Genomic DNA, 244 nt, shown 5'->3' with positions numbered 1-244 from the left:
ACTCAGCGCCGGCTTCGGCCCTTTCTCGCGCCTGAAGGTCGCCGAGATGCGGGCGATCACGCTCGAACAACTGGGCCGGATGGGCATCGACCTCCGTGACGTGGACCAGCCCATCGGCACCCTGTCCGGTGGGGAACGGCAGTCTGTCGCCATCGCCAGGGCCATCCACTTCGGCGCCAGGGTCGTGATCCTCGACGAACCCACCTCGGCGCTCGGCGTCAAACAGGCCGGCGTGGTGCTGCGC

Annotated in this window: 1 protein-coding gene; it reads left to right on the top strand. The window is 68.9% G+C overall.

Annotation, left to right across the window (positions count from 1 at the left end):
* Positions 1 to 244: ATP-binding cassette domain-containing protein (locus BV453_RS01850; protein WP_249520738.1), on the top strand; the 244-nt coding region annotated here is incomplete at both ends.

It is taken from the genome of Microbacterium sp. ER1 (assembly GCF_023383675.1).
Taxonomy (GTDB): domain Bacteria; phylum Actinomycetota; class Actinomycetes; order Actinomycetales; family Microbacteriaceae; genus Microbacterium.
The sequence above is the reverse complement of the archived record's forward strand: the minus strand, read 5'-3'. Positions and strand labels throughout refer to the sequence as shown.